The organism is Streptomyces sp. UC4497, assembly GCF_054871485.1.
Window position 1 is genome coordinate 50,921 of the sequence record NZ_JBTYHB010000016.1, and the last position, 14,798, is coordinate 65,718.

At 70.7% G+C, this 14,798-nt stretch carries 11 protein-coding genes and 1 pseudogene; 6 read left to right on the forward strand and 6 right to left on the reverse strand.

From position 1 onward, the window contains the following. Entirely contained in the window at positions 1 to 2,289 is a 2,289-nt protein-coding gene (locus ACYSUO_RS22760) for a bifunctional salicylyl-CoA 5-hydroxylase/oxidoreductase (RefSeq protein ID WP_461778060.1), read from the forward strand. A gap of 852 nt (positions 2,290 to 3,141) precedes the next feature. Here ACYSUO_RS22760 and ACYSUO_RS22765 read toward each other — a convergent pair. Next, on the reverse strand, positions 3,142 to 4,026 hold the full coding sequence (locus tag ACYSUO_RS22765) for a PaaX family transcriptional regulator (RefSeq protein ID WP_461778061.1): 885 nt from the start codon (positions 4,024 to 4,026) through the stop codon (positions 3,142 to 3,144). A 4-nt stretch (positions 4,027 to 4,030) separates the two neighbouring features. Beyond that, positions 4,031 to 5,671, reverse strand: coding sequence for an AMP-binding protein (locus tag ACYSUO_RS22770; RefSeq protein ID WP_461778062.1), 1,641 nt, complete (start codon positions 5,669 to 5,671; stop codon positions 4,031 to 4,033). Positions 5,672 to 5,821: 150 nt separating this feature from the next. On the opposite strand from ACYSUO_RS22770, the gene ACYSUO_RS22775 reads away from it, so the two are divergent. From ACYSUO_RS22775 to ACYSUO_RS22785, 3 genes are read left to right on the forward strand one after another with little or no spacing between them, the layout of a single operon-like run. Continuing rightward, positions 5,822 to 6,952 (forward strand): acyl-CoA dehydrogenase family protein, encoded by a 1,131-nt coding sequence (locus ACYSUO_RS22775; protein WP_461778063.1) that lies wholly within the window; start codon positions 5,822 to 5,824, stop codon positions 6,950 to 6,952. Beyond that, positions 6,949 to 7,392 (forward strand): RidA family protein, encoded by a 444-nt coding sequence (locus ACYSUO_RS22780; protein ID WP_461778064.1) that lies wholly within the window; start codon positions 6,949 to 6,951, stop codon positions 7,390 to 7,392. Before ACYSUO_RS22775 ends, ACYSUO_RS22780 begins: the two co-directional genes overlap by 4 nt. A gap of 26 nt (positions 7,393 to 7,418) precedes the next feature. Next, the gene (locus ACYSUO_RS22785; protein ID WP_461778065.1) at positions 7,419 to 8,264 is read left to right on the forward strand and encodes an alpha/beta fold hydrolase; all 846 of its coding nucleotides are present in this window, start codon (positions 7,419 to 7,421) and stop codon (positions 8,262 to 8,264) included. On the opposite strand, the gene ACYSUO_RS22790 is transcribed toward ACYSUO_RS22785, so the two are convergent. After that, a complete protein-coding gene (locus ACYSUO_RS22790; protein ID WP_461778066.1) occupies positions 8,261 to 9,790 on the reverse strand; it encodes a UDP-N-acetylglucosamine 1-carboxyvinyltransferase in 1,530 nt (509 codons plus the stop codon). The two genes, ACYSUO_RS22785 and ACYSUO_RS22790, sit on opposite strands and share 4 nt — an antisense overlap. An 82-nt stretch (positions 9,791 to 9,872) precedes the next feature. Then, positions 9,873 to 10,070 (reverse strand): DUF4236 domain-containing protein, encoded by a 198-nt coding sequence (locus tag ACYSUO_RS22795; protein WP_461778067.1) that lies wholly within the window; start codon positions 10,068 to 10,070, stop codon positions 9,873 to 9,875. A 355-nt stretch (positions 10,071 to 10,425) separates the two neighbouring features. Between ACYSUO_RS22795 and acnA the strand changes: the two genes are divergently transcribed. After that, positions 10,426 to 13,140: an aconitate hydratase AcnA gene (gene acnA / locus ACYSUO_RS22800; protein WP_461778068.1), complete on the forward strand. Its 2,715-nt coding sequence runs from the start codon at positions 10,426 to 10,428 to the stop codon at positions 13,138 to 13,140. Between the two features lie 63 nt (positions 13,141 to 13,203). Here acnA and ACYSUO_RS22805 read toward each other — a convergent pair whose 3' ends face one another. Both ACYSUO_RS22805 and ACYSUO_RS22810 read right to left on the reverse strand, forming a co-directional pair. Continuing rightward, positions 13,204 to 13,449: a DUF397 domain-containing protein gene (locus ACYSUO_RS22805; RefSeq protein WP_461778069.1), complete on the reverse strand. Its 246-nt coding sequence runs from the start codon at positions 13,447 to 13,449 to the stop codon at positions 13,204 to 13,206. Continuing rightward, a complete protein-coding gene (locus ACYSUO_RS22810) occupies positions 13,446 to 14,270 on the reverse strand; it encodes a helix-turn-helix domain-containing protein (protein ID WP_404074552.1) in 825 nt (274 codons plus the stop codon). Before ACYSUO_RS22810 ends, ACYSUO_RS22805 begins: the two co-directional genes overlap by 4 nt. Positions 14,271 to 14,374: 104 nt before the next feature. On the opposite strand from ACYSUO_RS22810, the pseudogene ACYSUO_RS22815 reads away from it, so the two are divergent. After that, positions 14,375 to 14,755 (forward strand): annotated as a pseudogene (locus tag ACYSUO_RS22815) (ATP-binding protein); the annotation flags it as partial. Between the last annotated feature and the right edge of the window lie 43 nt (positions 14,756 to 14,798).

Consider the following 14,798-nt stretch of genomic DNA (forward strand, 5'->3'; position numbering starts at 1 on the left):
ATGACCGTACGCGCCCGGCGCATCGCCGTCATCGGAGGCGGCCCCGGCGGCCTGTACGCCGCCGCCCTCCTCAAGCGCCTCGACCCGGACCGGGAGATCACGGTCTGGGAGCGGAACGCCCCGGACGACACGTTCGGCTTCGGCGTCGTCCTGTCCGACGAGACCCTCGGCGGCATCGAGCACGCCGACCCGGTGGTCTACCGGGCGCTCCAGGACGAGTTCGTCCGCTGGGACGACATCGACATCGTGCACAGGGGACAGCGCCACACGTCGACCGGCCACGGTTTCGCGGCGCTCGGCCGACGCCGCCTCCTGGAGATCCTGCACGGCCGCTGCCGCGAACTCGGCGTGGACCTGCGCTTCCAGGAGGAGGCGCCGCCGATCGCCGCACTCCGCGAGACATACGACCTGGTCATCGCCGCCGACGGTGTGCACAGCAAGACCCGCGACACGTACGCCGACGCTTTCGGGCCGCGCATCGAGGAGCACCGCAACCGCTACATCTGGCTCGCCGCCGACTTCGCCTTCGACGCCTTCCGCTTCGACATCGCCGAGACCGAGCACGGCGTGATGCAGCTGCACGGATACCCGTTCAGTGTGGGCGGGTCCACGGTCATCGTGGAGATGCGTGAGGAAGTGTGGCGAGCGGCAGGCTTCGCCGCCATGGACGTACGCGAATCGATCGAGGCCTGCGCGAAAATCTTCAAGGACGCGCTCGGCGGCCGGGCCCTGAAGACCAACAACTCCTCGTGGCTGACCTTCCGGACTGTCGTCAACGACCGCTGGTCGCACGGCAATTGCGTGCTCATCGGTGACGCCGCGCACACCGCGCACTTCTCCATCGGCTCCGGTACGAAGCTCGCCGTCGAGGACGCGCTCGCGCTCGCCGCGTGCCTGACCGAGCAGCCCACGACCGACGCGGCGCTGGCCGCGTACGAGGAGGAGCGCAGGCCCGTCGTGGCGTCGACGCAGCGGGCGGCGCGGGCCAGCCTCCAGTGGTTCGAGGAGTTGGGTCGCTATCTCGACCAGCCGCCGCGCCAGTTCGCGTTCAACCTGCTCACGCGCTCGCGCCGGGTGACGCACGAGAACCTGCGGCTGCGGGACGCGGGGTTCACGGAGGCGGTGGAGCGGGAGTTCGGCTGCCCCGAGGGCACACCGCCGATGTTCACGCCGTTCCGGCTCGGTGGCCTGGAGTTGAGGAACCGGGTCGTGGTCTCGCCGATGGACATGTACTCGGCGGTGGACGGGGTGCCGGGCGACTTCCACCTCGTGCACCTGGGAGCGCGGGCGCTCGGTGGGGCGGGCCTGGTGATGACGGAAATGGTGTGCGTGAGCCCGGAGGGCCGCATCACGCCCGGGTGCGCGGGCCTGTATTCGTCCGAACAGGCGGCGTCCTGGCGCAGAATCGTGGACTTCGTCCATACGCAGTCACCCGGTACGGCGTTCGGGGTACAGCTCGGCCACTCGGGCCGCAAGGGTTCGACGCGCCTCATGTGGGAGGGCATGGACGAGCCGCTCCCGCAGGCGGACGACAACTGGCCGCTGGTCGCGGCGTCAGCGCTCCGCTACCGGCCGGACAGTCAGCTGCCGCGCGAGTTGACGGTGGCCGAACTGGCGGATGTGCGTGAGCAGTTCGTGGTTGCGGCACGGAACGCGGCGGACGCGGGCTTCGACCTCCTCGAACTCCACTGCGCGCACGGGTACCTCCTCTCCGGCTTCCTCTCGCCGCTGACGAACCGGCGCACGGACGCGTACGGCGGTTCGCTGGAGGGCCGGCTGCGGTTCCCGCTCGAAGTCTTCGACGCCGTACGCGAAGTGTGGCCGGACGACCGGCCGATGACGGTGCGGATCTCCGCCACGGACTGGGCGGAGGGCGGCACCAGCGAGGAGGAGGCTGTGGCGATCGCCCGCGCGTTCGCCGCGCACGGCGCCGACGCGATCGACGTGTCCACGGGGCAGGTGGTGTCGGACGAGCGGCCCGCGTTCGGGCGCTCCTACCAGGTGCCGTACGCGGACCGGATCCGGGCGGAGGCGGGTGTCCCGGTCGTCGCGGTCGGCGCGATCTCGTCGTGGGACGACGTCAACTCCCTTGTCCTGGCGGGCCGTACGGACCTGTGTGCGCTGGCGCGTCCGCACCTGTACGACCCCAACTGGACGTTGCACGCGGCGGCGGAGCAGGGGTATGTGGGGCCGGGGGTGGTGTGGCCGCGACAGTACGGTGCGGGGAGCCGGCGGCCGCAGACGGGGCGGTTGGATGCGCCGAAGCCGAGGCTTGTGCTGCCTGGTTGACCGGGTGGTCGGGTGGGCGCCCATGGAGCCGACTGGGCGGCACCGGGGTTCGCCCATGCCGGGGCAGGGCCCCTCGCTTCCGTTGCGCGGCACCGCGTTCCGGCCCGCCCGGGGCCGGGGCCCCTCGCTCTCGGCACGCGGCACCGGGGGCCGGGGCCGGTGTCGTCCGTTCCCGTCGCGCGATACCGGGGTGGGCGCCCCGGTGGTTGCACCCACGCCGCCGTGCCGGCCGCGTTTCCCCGCTCATCCCCCACCCGCCCGCCCTCTCCGGGGGCTTCGGCTCCACGGGGTGTTGCCGGGGCGGCGGCTGGCGTGAACGGCGCCCGGCACCGGGGTTTTTGAGCTGTGTCGGGGTCGAGCCTCCCGTTTCCGTTGCGCCGCACCGGGGTGCCGCCTTGCCCACCCTGCCGCCCCAGGCGGCAGATTGCCCAAGGCGGGGGCGGCGTCGCCCGTTACGGGTGGGGGCCGGGGGCGATGGCGGATTGCCTAAGGCGGCGGGCGTCGCCCGTTACGGGTGGGGAGTCGTGGCTGACGGCGGGGTGTCCAAGGTGGGGCGCCACTCGCCGTCCGGGGTGGGGAGTTGTGGCTGACGGCGGGTTGCCCAAGGTGGGGGCGGTACCCCGTCGGGCCGACGCCCCCGGAGGGGGCGGGCGGGTGGGAGATGGGCGGTCGTCTGCCGGTAGGCGGGGCAACCCGAGCCCCGCGCTGGGACGAGACTCGCGGAGCTCGGGCGGAGCCCCCAGTCCGTAACGCCGGTTCGGCAAAATCAGCCCCGCCGGCGTTTGAGGCGCGGGGTCCGGGGCGGAGCCCCGTGGCGTGGGCACCGGGCCGTGGAGGAACCTGCGGGTTGCCTTAGGGCGCTGGCGCCGACCCCGGCGCCGAAGCCGACTCCGACCCCGCCCCCGGCGCCGATCCGGACCCCGCCCCCGCCGCCCGCGCGAACCCCGCCCCCGCCCCCCGCAACCGCTCATCCAACGCCCGGAACACCTCCGCCGCCCGCACCCCCGGCCACCCCTCCGGCAGGAGTTCCGGTGGCAGGCCCGGGTCCGCGTACGGGAGGTGGCGCCAGGAGTCGAGGGCCAGGAGGTAATCGCGGTAGGCCTCGCGCGGCGGGGTGTCCGCGCGGGCCTCCCACGCCCGCAGCACCGGCTCGTGCTCGTCCAGGAACGCCTCGTGGAGCTTGGCGAGGGCGGCGAGGTCCCACCAGCGGGCCACCGCGTCGGCCGTCGCCGTGAAGCCGAGGTGTTCGCCGCGGAAGAGGTCCACGTACCCGGCGCAGCCGATCCGCTCCAGCGTGTGCCGCGTCTCCTCGTAGACGGCGAGGGGCGCGAGCCACACGCCGGGCGCCGCCGTGCCGAAGCCGAGGCCGGTGAGCGTGGAGCGCAGCACGTGCCGCTTGGCACGCTCGGACTCCGGCACGGAGAAGACGGCGAGCACCCAGCCGTCGGCCGGGGAGCCGCTTCCGTAGATGCGGCGGTCGCCGTCGTCGAGGAGCTGGCGGGCGTCGTCGGAGAGCGCGTACCCCGCGGCCCCGGCCTCCGTGCGGGCCGGAAGCAGCAGGCCGCGGCGCTTCAGGCGCGACACCGCCGAGCGTACGGAAGGCGCGTCGACGCCGACCGCGCCGAGCAGCCGGATCAGCTCGGCGACCGGCAGCGGCCCCGGCAGGTCACGGCCGTAGGCGCCGTACAGGGTGACGATGAGGGAGCGGGGGGTGTGGGACGTGGGCTGCTCGGACACGCGATCACTCTACGGCCGAGGGCTCGCGGAGCCGGAACCGCTGAAGCTTTCCCGTCGCCGTGCGCGGCAGCGCGTCCAGGAACTCGATCGCGCGCGGGCATTTGTACGGGACGAGTTCCGACTTGACGAACTCGCGCAGTCCCTCCGCGTTCTGGCGGGCTCCCGGCCGCAGCACCACGTATGCCACGGCCACCTGGCCGCGTTCCTCGTCGGGGCGGCCGACCACCGCCGCCTCCGCCACGTCCGGGTGGCGCAGCAGCGCGTCCTCCACCTCCGGGCCCGCGATGTTGTACCCGGCGGAAATGATCATGTCGTCGGCGCGGGCCACGTACCGGAAGTAGCCGTCGGGCTCGCGGACGTACGTGTCCCCGGTGACGTTCCAGCCGTGCTGTACGTACACGGTCTGCCGCTCGTCGGCGAGGTAGCGGCAGCCGACGGGGCCGCGTACGGCAAGCAACCCGGCTTCCCCGTCGGGGAGTTGGCGGCCCTCGGCGTCGACGATCCGGGCCTCCCAGCCGGGTACGGGGACGCCCGTCGTGCCCGGCCGTATCGCGTCGTCGGCCGCCGAGATGAAGATGTGCAGGAGTTCGGTCGCGCCGATGCCGTTGATGATGCGCAGGCCGGTCGCCTCCTGCCAGGCGTGCCAGGTCGCGGCGGGCAGATTCTCGCCCGCGGACACACAGCGGCGCAGCGAGGAGATGTCGAACGAGGGGGTCTCTTCCAGCAGAGCGAGCATCGCCCGGTACGCGGTCGGCGCGGTGAACACGACCGACACCCGGTGCTCGGCGATCGCGGGCAGCAGCTTCTGCGGGCCCGCCTGTTCGAGCAGCAGCGCCGAGGCGCCCGCCCGCAGCGGAAAGATCACCAGGCCGCCGAGTCCGAACGTGAAGCCCAGCGGCGGGCTCCCCGCGAACACGTCGTCGGGTTCGGCCCTCAGCACATACTGCGAGAAGGTGTCCGCGACCGCGAGCACGTCCCGGTGGAAGTGCATGCACCCCTTGGGGCGCCCGGTGGTCCCCGAGGTGAAGGCGATCAGCGCGACGTCGTCGGCGGCGGTCGCGACGGCCTCGTACGCCGCCGGTTTCCCGGCCGCACGGTGCAGCAGGTCGTCGGGCCCGTCCCCGCCGAACGTGGTGATGCGCAGCCCCGGCACCTCCGCCTTGGCCAGGTCGTCGACGGAGCGGATGTCGCACAGCGCGTGCCCCACCTGCGCGATCCCGCACACCGTGGCCAGCTCGCTCGCCCGCGCCCCCGCGAGGACGGTCACGGCGACGGCCCCCGTCTTCATCACGGCGAGCCAGCAGGCCGCGAGGTGCCGGGTGGTGGGGCCGCGCAGCAGTACCCGGTTGCCGGGGACGACGCCCAGGTCGTCGGTGAGCACGTGCGCGATCCGGTCCACGGTCGCCTTCAACTCGGCGTACGACCAAGGGGGTTGGCCGGGGGAGTGGAAGGCGGGGCGGTCCGGGCCGTGGCGTTCCACGGTGGTGTCGAGGAGTTCGGCCCCGCAGTTGAGCCGCTGTGGGTAGCGCAGCTCGGGGAGGTCGAAGGCGATGCCCGGCCACAGCTCGGCCGGCGGCAGATGGTCGCGGGCGAAGGTGTCGACGTGCCCAGAAGGAAGCAGTGGGCTGAGCGGATGGTGGGTCATGGCCTGGCGCCCCCTCGTGGTGAGTGGCTGGCATGCCGTCGCCGGGTGAGGCGCCGCGCTTCGAGCGTATCGTGATGGTGACGACAGTCAACGGGGCGCGATACGGTTCCTTTGTGTGACCGGTAGGCAGTCGTGAGAGGAGCACCACGTATGGGGACATTCTCGCTCGAACCGGAGCAGCTCGCGTGGTGTGGGGAGCTACGGGCCCTCGCGGCCGACCGCCTCGCCCCACTCGCCGAGAAGGGTGAGCCGGGCCGGGTCAACCGCCCCCTCGTCGCCGAACTCGGCCAACTCGGGCTCCTTGAGCGGCTGTTCACCTCGGGCGCGCTCGACCTGTGCCTGCTGCGCGAGTCCCTGGCCCGCGTCTGCACGGAGGCCGAGACGGCGCTCGCGCTTCAAGGGCTCGGGGCGCACCCGATCCACGCGTACGGCAGGGCGGCGGTGCGCGAGCGGTGGGTGCCCGAGGTGGGCGCCGGTCGGGCGGTGGCGGCGTTCGCGCTGAGTGAGCCGGGGGCGGGCTCGGACGCGGCGGCGCTGTCCCTGCGCGCGGACCGGGACGGCGACGGCTGGCGGCTGACCGGCGAGAAGTGCTGGATCTCGAACGCCCCCGAGGCCGATGTCCACACCGTTTTTGCCCGCACCACCCCCGACGCGGGTGCGCGCGGCGTGACGGCCTTCGCGGTCCCCGCCGACCGCCCGGGGCTGACCGGTGAACACCTCGACATGATCTCCCCGCACCCCATCGGCACGCTCGCCTTCGACGGCGTCCCGGTCACCCGCGACGACCTGCTCGGCGAGGTCGACGCCGGGTTCCGCGTCGCGATGGGCACGCTGAACCTGTTCCGGCCCAGCGTCGGCGCGTTCGCGGTCGGCATGGCGCAGGCGGCCCTCGACGCGACGCTCACGCACACGTCCGAGCGGGAGGCGTTCGGCGCCCCGCTGAAGGAACTCCAGACCGTCGCGCACCAGGTCGCAGACATGTCGGTACGGGTCGAGTCCGCGCGCCTCATGGTCTACGCGGCGGCGGCCGCGTACGACGAGGGCGCACCGGACGTACCGCGCCGCGCGGCCGCCGCGAAGCTCATCGCCACGGAGGCGGCCCAGCAAGTCGTCGACGCCGCAGTGCAGTTGCACGGAGCGAGGGCGCTGCAACGCGGCCACGTCCTGGAGCATCTGTACCGCGAGGTCCGGGCTCCCCGCATCTACGAGGGTGCCTCCGAGGTCCAACGAGCCATCATCGCCCGCGAGTTGTACAAGGGACACAAGAAGGAGACCTCGTGAGCGGCAACAGCGGCAACAGCGGCAACAGCGGCAGCAACAGCAGCAACCTGCGGCGCATCAACCCGCCCGAACTCTCCCCGCCCACCGGCTTCTCCCACGCCGTCGTCGCGACGGGCGGCCGCCTCGTGATGCTCGCGGGCCAGACGTCCCTGGACGCCGACGGCAAGGTCGTGGGCGACACCCTCCCCGCACAGTTCACCCGCGCCCTGACGAACCTGCTCACCGCCCTGCGCGCCTCCGGCGGCACACCGGAGCAGCTGGCGCGCGTCACGGTCTACGCCACGGACGTGGCGGACTACCGGGAGAACGCCCGCGAACTCGGCCGGATCTGGCGCGAGTTGGCGGGCCGCGACTACCCGGCGATGGCCGTGATCGGCGTCAGCCGCCTGTGGGACGAACAAGCCATGGTGGAAATCGACGGAGTCGCGGTACTTCCCTGACGCCGACCCGCGCCTAGGGTCGGGTCATGACGCAACAGACGGAACTCTCGGTGGACCTCTCCGTGGGCCCGATCGCGTACGAGGACTCGGGAGGCGACGGCACGACCGTCGTCCTCCTCCATGGACTCGCCCAGGACGGCACGGTGTGGCGGCACGTCGTCGACGAACTCGGCACGTCCGTGCGGTGCATCGTGCCGCACCTCCCGTACGGGAGTCAGCACACGCCCGTGCGCCCCGGCGCCAAGATCACGCCGCACTCCGTGGCCCTGCTCATCGGCGAGTTCGCCGACGCGCTCAAGCTGAGCGACGACACGGTGTTCGTCGAGAACGACGCGGGCCGCCTCCAGCAGCTCGCCGCGGAGCGCCCCGACCGGGTGGGCCGGATGGTCATCGCGGGCTGCGAGGCCTTCGACAACTATCCGCCCGGCCCGGCGGGCAAGCTCCTGGCCGTCATGTCCCGGGTCCCCGGCGGCATCACGCTGCTCGCGCGCACCCTGTCCGTCCGGCCCCTGCGCCGCATCCCCGGCACGGGCTACGCGGTGATGTCGCAGCGCCCGGTCCCGCACGAGCTGATCGACCACTGGATCGAGCCCTTGCGCAAGGACCCGGCGGCACGCAAGCTCCTCCTCCACTACCTCCGCTCCGGCGTGAAGACGGAAATGATGGAGGCGGCTGACGCCCTACGCACCTACGACCGCCCGGCCCTGGTGGTGTGGGGCAAACAGGACAAGATGATGCCCCTGTCCCACGGCCGCCGCCTCGCGGAACTGCTGCCGCAGGGTCGCCTGATCGAACTGGACGACTGCGGAACACTGATCCCCCTGGACCAGCCGAAGGCCTTGGCGGCAGCGATCCGCGAGTTCGCCGTCTAGATGTCCCGGAACGTCTCGATCTGCGCGCCAACGGAGTTGAGCCGCTCCGCCAGGTCCTCGTAACCGCGGTTGATCACGTACACGTTGCGCAGCACCGACGTGCCCTCCGCCGCCATCATCGCCAGCAGCACGACCACGGCGGGCCGCAGCGCCGGCGGGCACATCATCTCGGCGGCGCGCCACCGCGTCGGGCCCTCGACCAACACCCGGTGGGGGTCGAGGAGTTGGAGGCGGCCGCCGAGCCGGTTCAGGTCGGTCAGGTAGATCGCCCGGTTGTCGTAGACCCAGTCGTGGATGAGGGTCTTGCCCTGGGCCGACGCCGCGATCGCCGCGAAGAACGGCACGTTGTCGATGTTCAGGCCGGGGAACGGCATCGGGTGGATCTTGTCGATCGGCGCCTCGAGCTTCGACGGGCGGACCGTGAGGTCGATGAGGCGCGTGCGCCCGTTGTCCGCCGGGTACTCCGCCGAGCGGTCGTGGTCGAGGCCCATCTCCTCCAGGACCGCCAGCTCGATCTCCAGGAACTCGACCGGCACCCGCTTGACCGTGAGTTCGGACTGCGTGACGACGGCCGCGGTCAGCAGGCTCATCGCCTCGACCGGGTCCTCGGACGGCGAGTAGTCCACATCGACGTCGATGTGCGGCACGCCGTGCACGGTCAGCGTCGTCGTGCCGACGCCCTCGACCTCGACGCCCAGCGCCTCCAGGAAGAAGCACAGGTCCTGGACCATGTAGTTGGACGAGGCGTTGCGGATGATCGTCGTGCCGTCGGCGCGGGCCGCGGCGAGCAGCGCGTTCTCCGTCACGGTGTCGCCGCGCTCGGTCAGCACGATGGGACGGTCCGGCGCGACGTCCGGGTGGACCTCCGCGTGGTAGAGCCCCTCGGTCGCCGTGATGTCGAGGCCGAAGCGGCGCAGCGCGATCATGTGCGGCTCGATCGTGCGGGTGCCGAGGTCGCAGCCGCCCGCGTACGGGAGCTTGAAGCGGTCCATGCGGTGCAGCAGTGGGCCGAGGAACATGATGATCGAGCGGGTGCGGCGCGCGGCCTCCGCGTCGATGGCGTTCATGTCGAGCTCGGCGGGCGGCACGATCTCCAGGTCCGCGCCGTCGTTGATCCAGCGGGTGCGGACGCCGATCGAGCCGAGTACCTCCAGAAGGCGGTACACCTCCTCGATGCGGGCGACCCGGCGCAGCACGGTGCGGCCCTTGTTGAGCAGTGAGGCGCACAGCAGCGCCACGCACGCGTTCTTGCTCGTCTTGACCTCGATCGAACCCGACAGGCGGCGTCCGCCGACCACGCGCAGGTGCATCGGTCCCGCGTACCCGAGGGAGACGATTTCACTGTCGAGAGCTTCGCCAATTCGAGCGATCATCTCAAGGCTGATGTTTTGGTTCCCGCGCTCGATGCGGTTCACCGCGCTCTGGCTGGTGTTCAGCGCCTCCGCAAGTTGCGACTGCGTCCAGCCCCGGTGCTGGCGGGCGTCGCGGATGAGCTTACCGATGCGTTCGAGGTAGTCGTCTGCCATAGCGGCAGGTTATCTCAGATATGAGATGTTGCATGCGGGTGGGGCCATGTGGAGGAGTGTCCTCCGTGTGACCCCGGTGGCCTCAGTGGCGCCGGGTGGTGCGGGTGCGGCGCCAGCCGAAGGGGCCCGGCAGGTCCATGGAGGTGGTGCGGCGGCCGGTGCTGCTGTGGGTGCGCTTCGGGCCGTGCCGTCCGCCGGTGGTGATCGACCAGGACCGGCGATTGATGTTGAGGCGCACGCCGGGAAGGATGCGGAAGCTCTTGCGGAAGGTGAGTGCCATGAGTGTGCCCCCCTCTGCGATGGAACCCGCCGAGTACCCGCACCCGCCCGGATCAGTCGCCGGATCGGTCGCCGGGCCGCCGGATCGGTCGCCGTATCCACTGGCCCGCATCCCGTCCGCGTACGACCATGAGGGGAGCGCGCACAGGTATGTGCACGGTGGCGCTTGAAGGCACCACCGAGTGATGTATTAGAGTTATCTCGACATCGAGATATCTACCGAGGCGCACCGTGGCCGCACGGTATTCGAGGGTCGGACGGTAAGGTTTACCTAACTTAGCCTTACCTTAGCGGATCGTCGAGTCGGCGTGGCGGCAGGATGCGGTGGAACGCGCACATATATGAAGGAGACTGTCGTGTCGGCGAACAGCTTCGACGCCCGCAGCACGCTGCGCGTGGGCGACGAGTCGTACGAGATCTTCAAGCTGGACAAGGTTGAGGGCTCGGCCCGCCTTCCCTACAGCCTGAAGGTCCTTCTGGAGAACCTGCTCCGCACCGAGGACGGCGCGAACATCACCGCCGACCACATCCGTGCGCTCGGCAACTGGGACTCCCAGGCTCAGCCCGCGCAGGAGATCCAGTTCACGCCGGCCCGCGTGATCATGCAGGACTTCACCGGCGTCCCCTGCGTCGTGGACCTCGCCACGATGCGTGAGGCCGTGAAGGCCCTCGGCGGCGACCCGGCGAAGATCAACCCGCTGTCCCCGGCCGAGATGGTCATCGACCACTCCGTCATCGCCGACAAGTTCGGCACCTCGGACGCGTTCAAGCAGAACGTGGACCTGGAGTACGGCCGCAACAAGGAGCGCTACCAGTTCCTGCGCTGGGGCCAGACCGCGTTCGACGACTTCAAGGTCGTCCCGCCGGGCACCGGCATCGTGCACCAGGTCAACATCGAGAAGCTGGCCCGCACGGTCATGGTCCGTAACGGCCAGGCCTACCCCGACACCCTGGTCGGCACGGACTCGCACACCACGATGGTCAACGGCCTGGGCGTCCTGGGCTGGGGCGTCGGCGGCATCGAGGCCGAGGCCGCGATGCTCGGCCAGCCGGTCTCGATGCTGATCCCGCGCGTCGTCGGCTTCAAGCTGACCGGCGAGCTGCCGGCCGGCACGACCGCCACCGACCTCGTGCTCACGATCACCGAGATGCTGCGCAAGCACGGCGTCGTCGGCAAGTTCGTCGAGTTCTACGGTGAGGGCGTCGCCGCCACCTCCCTCGCGAACCGCGCCACCATCGGCAACATGTCGCCGGAGTTCGGCTCCACCGCCGCGATCTTCCCGATCGACGACGAGACGCTGAACTACCTGCGTCTGACCGGCCGTGACGCCCAGCAGGTCGCGCTCGTCGAGGCCTACGCCAAGGAGCAGGGTCTCTGGCTGGACCCGGCCGCCGAGCCCGACTTCTCCGAGAAGCTGGAGCTCGACCTCTCCACGGTCGTCCCCTCCATCGCCGGCCCGAAGCGCCCGCAGGACCGCATCGTCCTCGCGAACGCCGCCGAGCAGTTCGCGGTCGACGTGCGCAACTACGTCGCCGACGACGAGGAGGCCGGCAAGGAGTCCTTCCCGGCGTCCGACGCCCCGGCGCACACCAACGGCGTCCCGTCGAACCCGGTCACCGTGACCGCCGCCGACGGCTCGACGTACACGCTCGACCACGGCGCCGTCACCGTCGCCGCGATCACCTCCTGCACCAACACCTCGAACCCCTACGTGATGGTGGCCGCGGCCCTCGTCGCGAAGAAGGCCGTGGAGAAGGGCCTGACCCGCAAGCCGTGGGTCAAGACCACCCTCGCCCCGGGCTCGAAGGTCGTCACCGACTACTTCGACAAGTCGGGTCTCACCCCGTACCTCGACAAGGTCGGCTTCAACCTCGTCGGCTACGGCTGCACCACCTGCATCGGCAACTCGGGCCCGCTGCCCGAGGAGGTCTCGAAGGCCGTCAACGACCACGACCTGGCCGTGACGTCCGTCCTCTCCGGTAACCGGAACTTCGAGGGCCGCATCAACCCCGACGTCAAGATGAACTACCTGGCGTCCCCGCCGCTGGTCGTCGCGTACGCCATCGCCGGTTCGATGAAGGTCAACATCACCAAGGACGCCCTCGGCGTCGACCAGGACGGCAAGCCCGTCTACCTGGCCGACATCTGGCCGACGGAGGCCGAGGTCAACGACGTCGTCGCCAACTCCATCGGCGAGGACATGTTCTCGAAGTCCTACGAGGACGTCTTCGCGGGTGACGCCCAGTGGCAGGCCCTCTCGGTCCCCACCGGCAACACCTTCGAGTGGGACAGCGAGTCGACCTACGTCCGCAAGCCCCCGTACTTCGAGGGCATGGGCATGGAGCCGGCCCCGGTCGAGGACATCACGGGCGCCCGCGTCCTCGCCAAGCTCGGCGACTCGGTCACCACCGACCACATCTCCCCGGCCGGTGCGATCAAGGCCGACACCCCGGCCGGCAAGTACCTGTCGGAGCACGGCGTCGAGCGTCGTGACTTCAACTCGTACGGTTCGCGTCGCGGCAACCACGAGATCATGATCCGTGGCACGTTCGCCAACATCCGCCTGCGCAACCAGATCGCGCCGGGCACCGAGGGCGGCTACACCCGCGACTTCACCCAGGCCGACGGCCCGGTGTCGTTCATCTACGACGCGTCGCAGAACTACCAGGCGCAGGGCACCCCGCTCGTCATCCTGGGCGGCAAGGAGTACGGCTCCGGTTCGTCCCGCGACTGGGCCGCCAAGGGCACCGCGCTCCTCGGCGTCAAGGCCGTCATCACCGAGTCGTACGAGCGCATCCACCGCTCGAACCTCATCGGCATGGGCGTCCTGCCGCTCCAGTTCCCGGAGGGCCAGTCGGCCGACTCCCTCGGCCTGACCGGCGAGGAGGCCTTCTCGATCTCCGGCGTGACCGAGCTGAACGAGGGCCGCACCCCGGCCACCGTCAAGGTCACCACCGACACGGGCGTCGAGTTCGACGCGGTCGTCCGCATCGACACCCCCGGTGAGGCGGACTACTACCGCAACGGCGGCATCCTGCAGTACGTGCTGCGCAGCCTGATCAGCGAGTAAGCGAGTCAGTAACGCAGTTGGGCCGCGATCCCCGTGGGGGTCGCGGCCCTTCGCGTTCTCCGCTCAGCCGCGGCGTGCGCCGCCGAGGAACGCGGTCCAGGCTTCCGGCGCGACGGTGAAGTGCGGGCCGCCGTCGGCGTTCTTGGAGTCGCGGACGTGGATGGCGGTGGGGTGGGAGGCGACCTCTACGCAGGCGCCGTGGTTGAAGTCGCTGTAGCTCGACTTCCGCCAGGTGTAGGCGACTTCGAGGCACGCGCCGCCTTCGCTGCTGCTGTAGCTCGACTTGAACCAGTGAAGTGCGGTGGTCATGGCTCTCCTAGCAGGCGATCCAGCAGGCCCTGGGTCGCTTTTGGGGTGAGGGCCTGAGATCGCAGCATCGCATACTTGCACGCCAGGATGGACACCTCGTTGGCGTCGGAAACCCACTGGCTGCCGCGCTGAGACTCCGTGTAGGCCAGGTGTTGATGCTCCGGTGTTTCCAGGAGGATGAAGGGGCCTGCGTCCCCAGCGTTTTCGGGTGCGTCCAGCGGCAGCACCTGGAGCGACAGCCCCGGAATGCCCGCGCACTCACGCAGAAACCTCAACTGCGCCGCACGCACCAGCGGTTCGGTGAACGCCATCTTGAGCGCGGGCTCCCACACGACGAAGCTCATCGTCGGAGGGGTCTTGCGGTGGAGGATCGTCTGGCGGTCGACGCGGGCCGCCGTCTTGGTCTCCACCTCGTCCTCGCTGTACGCGGGTACGCGCTGTCCCAGCAGTGTGCGGGCGTACTCCGCGGTCTGGAGGATGCCGGGCACGACCAGCGCGTCGTACCACGACAGGGCGATGGCCTCCCGCTCGTGCTGGATGTACGACTCCGCCCACAACGGAAACTGGTCCACCTCCGGCATCGCCGCCACCGCCGCGGCCAACGCCCCCTTCGTCTCCAGGAGTTGGTCCATCGACGCCGCCAGCTTCGGCACCAGCGGGCGCCGCGCCTGCTCGATCGCCGCGATCGTCGACTCGGCCACTATCAGCCGCTCCGCGAGCGCCGCCTGCGTGTAGCCGGCGGCCTTCCGGAAGAGGGCGACGAGGTCGGCGACCAGCCTCATCGCCGATGGATTCTTCGGCGGATGTTGCGCAGGGCTCATGACGGGCAATCTCCCCGCCCCCGTTCCTTCTTGACCTCACTCGAACCCCGACAAAAAATCTGTCGGGGTTGATTGACTGTCGCCAGTCAATCACTCTCCGCAACATTCCACTTGTGAACCTGGAACCCCGCGAGCGCTTCTACCGCCGCGAACGCCAATCCGTCCCCGCCGCCCGGGAGTTCACCCGCGCCGCGCTCGCCGACTGGGGCGTGGGGGACGACCGCGCACACGACGTCCTGCTGTGCGTCAGCGAACTCGCCACCAACGCCCTGCTCCACGGCGTCCCGCCCGGCCGCGGCTACCTCCTGCGCCTCCTGCCCCACGCGGACGCGCTCAGGGTCGAGGTCCACGACAGCGGTACCGGCGTGCCGCGCGTGGTGCGGCCGGACGAGGGTGGCCGCGGGCTGATCCTCGTCGCGGCGCTCGCGGACGCGTGGGGCGTGGGGGAGCGGGACCCCGGCAAGGTGGTGTGGTGTGAGTTCGGACATCTGGTGCCCCGGCCCCGTACACGTAAAGTAGGAGACACGT

Coding starts and splice junctions, on each gene's coding strand:
- ACYSUO_RS22760 (WP_461778060.1), top strand. CDS start 1: ATGACCGTACGCGCCCGGCGCATCGCCGTCATCGGAGGCGGCCCCGGC.
- ACYSUO_RS22785 (WP_461778065.1), top strand. CDS start 7,419: ATGACGCAACAGACGGAACTCTCGGTGGACCTCTCCGTGGGCCCGATC.
- ACYSUO_RS22775 (WP_461778063.1), top strand. CDS start 5,822: ATGGGGACATTCTCGCTCGAACCGGAGCAGCTCGCGTGGTGTGGGGAG.
- ACYSUO_RS22790 (WP_461778066.1), bottom strand. CDS start 9,790: ATGGCAGACGACTACCTCGAACGCATCGGTAAGCTCATCCGCGACGCC.
- ACYSUO_RS22805 (WP_461778069.1), bottom strand. CDS start 13,449: ATGACCACCGCACTTCACTGGTTCAAGTCGAGCTACAGCAGCAGCGAA.
- ACYSUO_RS22795 (WP_461778067.1), bottom strand. CDS start 10,070: ATGGCACTCACCTTCCGCAAGAGCTTCCGCATCCTTCCCGGCGTGCGC.
- ACYSUO_RS22810 (WP_404074552.1), bottom strand. CDS start 14,270: ATGAGCCCTGCGCAACATCCGCCGAAGAATCCATCGGCGATGAGGCTG.
- ACYSUO_RS22770 (WP_461778062.1), bottom strand. CDS start 5,671: ATGACCCACCATCCGCTCAGCCCACTGCTTCCTTCTGGGCACGTCGAC.